2 protein-coding genes are annotated in these 1,610 nt (G+C 67.2%); both read left to right on the plus strand.

Features of this window, described 5'->3' with window-relative positions; translation table 11 throughout:
- Positions 1 to 585: TetR/AcrR family transcriptional regulator (locus DBR12_RS10235; RefSeq protein ID WP_108617143.1), on the plus strand; the 585-nt coding region annotated here is incomplete at its 5' end.
- A gap of 24 nt (positions 586 to 609) precedes the next feature.
- Positions 610 to 1,539, plus strand: a complete 930-nt coding sequence (locus DBR12_RS10240) for an SDR family oxidoreductase (protein ID WP_108617144.1) — start codon at positions 610 to 612, stop codon at positions 1,537 to 1,539.
- Positions 1,540 to 1,610 lie beyond the last annotated feature (71 nt).

Genomic DNA, 1,610 nt, shown 5'->3' on the forward strand with positions numbered 1-1,610 from the left:
ACCGCCGAAGAACTCGACGACGGCAACCGCCGCCGCAAGCTCATGGACGGCGCTGCCAAACTCTTCCGCACCCAGGGCTTTGCCGCCACCAGCACGCGCGACATTGCGGCGGCGGCGGGCATGCACAGCGGCTCGCCCTTCTACCACTTCGAAAGCAAAAGCGCGCTGCTCTACGCCGTGATGAGCGAGGGCATGACCATGGCCACACAAAGCCAGCAGCAGGCCCTCGATGCACTGCCCGCCACCTCCACACCGCGCGAGCAGCTGCACACACTCATCCGCCACCATTTCGAGATCCTGCTCGGGCCGCGCAGCAGCTTCATCCCGGTGATGCTGTACGAATGGCGCTCGCTCACGCCTGCGCAGCGCAAGGGCATTGCCCGCATCAAGGACAGCTACGAGGCCACCTGGATGCCTGTGCTGGAAGCGCTGGCAAAGCAGGGTGCGCTGCAGGCCGAGCCCGGTGTGGCGCGGCTGTTCATCTTTGGGGCGCTCAACTGGGCGGTGCAATGGTTCTCGCCCAAGAAGGGCAAGTCGCTCGACGCGCTCACCGACGAGGCGCTGGCCTTGTTCATCCGCTCATAACCACTCCATCAAGGCAGAGTCACCATGGCCCCCACCGCGCGCAATGCCTACCAGTCAGTGTTTGCTCCGGGCCTATTCCAGGGCCAGGTGGTGGTGGTCACCGGCGGTGGCTCGGGCATAGGCCGGTGCACGGCGCATGAATTGGCGCACTTGGGCGCGCATGTGGTGCTGGTGGGGCGCAAGCCAGAAAAGCTGCTGGCCGTGGTCGAAGAGATCACTGCCGATGGCGGCAGCGTGTCAAGCCAAGTGTGCGACATCCGATCCGAAGAAGGCGTGGTGGCGCTGGTGCAGCAAATCCTTGCTGCGCAGGGCCGCATCGATGCGCTGGTCAACAATGCGGGCGGGCAGTTCATGTCGCCGCTTGAATCCATCAGCGCCAAGGGCTGGGAGGCCGTGCTGCACACCAACCTCACCGGCGGCTTTCTGATGGCGCGCGAGTGCTTTCGGCAGTGGATGGCGCAGCACGGCGGCTCCATCGTCAACATCGTGGCCGATATGTGGGGCTCCATGCCGGGCATGGGGCACAGCGGTGCGGCGCGCGCGGGCATGGTCAGCTTCACCGAAACCGCCGCGCTGGAATGGGCACACAGCGGTGTGCGCGTGAACGCCGTGGCGCCGGGTTACATCGCCTCCAGCGGCATGGACAACTACCCGCCCGAGGCGGGCGACATGCTGCGCGCCATGCCGCGCACGGTGCCGCTTGGGCGCTTTGGCAACGAGGCCGAGGTGTCGGCGGCCATTACCTTTTTGCTCAGCCCGGCAGCCAGCTTCATCAGCGGCACCACGCTGCGTGTGGATGGCGCACGGCCACAGGTGCGCATGGGCTGGCCGCAGCGCCCGCCTGGTGCCACCGCCGCAGCACACCCGGCCGTGCGGCCGTTTGACGGCTTTCACCGCGCGCAGGTGCCTCAGGTGTTTGCCCCTTCCCACACCCCCAAGACCGAGGCCGCATGACCGCCGTCTTCACTTCCCGATTCCACCCAGGCAGCGCCGAGGCCGCGCAGCGCCGCGCGGCGCTGCAGGCC

The sequence above is a fragment of the Acidovorax sp. HMWF029 genome (genome assembly GCF_003060895.1).
In the GTDB taxonomy this organism is placed as follows: domain Bacteria; phylum Pseudomonadota; class Gammaproteobacteria; order Burkholderiales; family Burkholderiaceae_C; genus Acidovorax.

Excerpts from the sequence above, each read along its gene's own strand:
- DBR12_RS10240 (WP_108617144.1), top strand. The coding sequence starts at position 610 with ATGGCCCCCACCGCGCGCAATGCCTACCAGTCAGTGTTTGCTCCGGGC.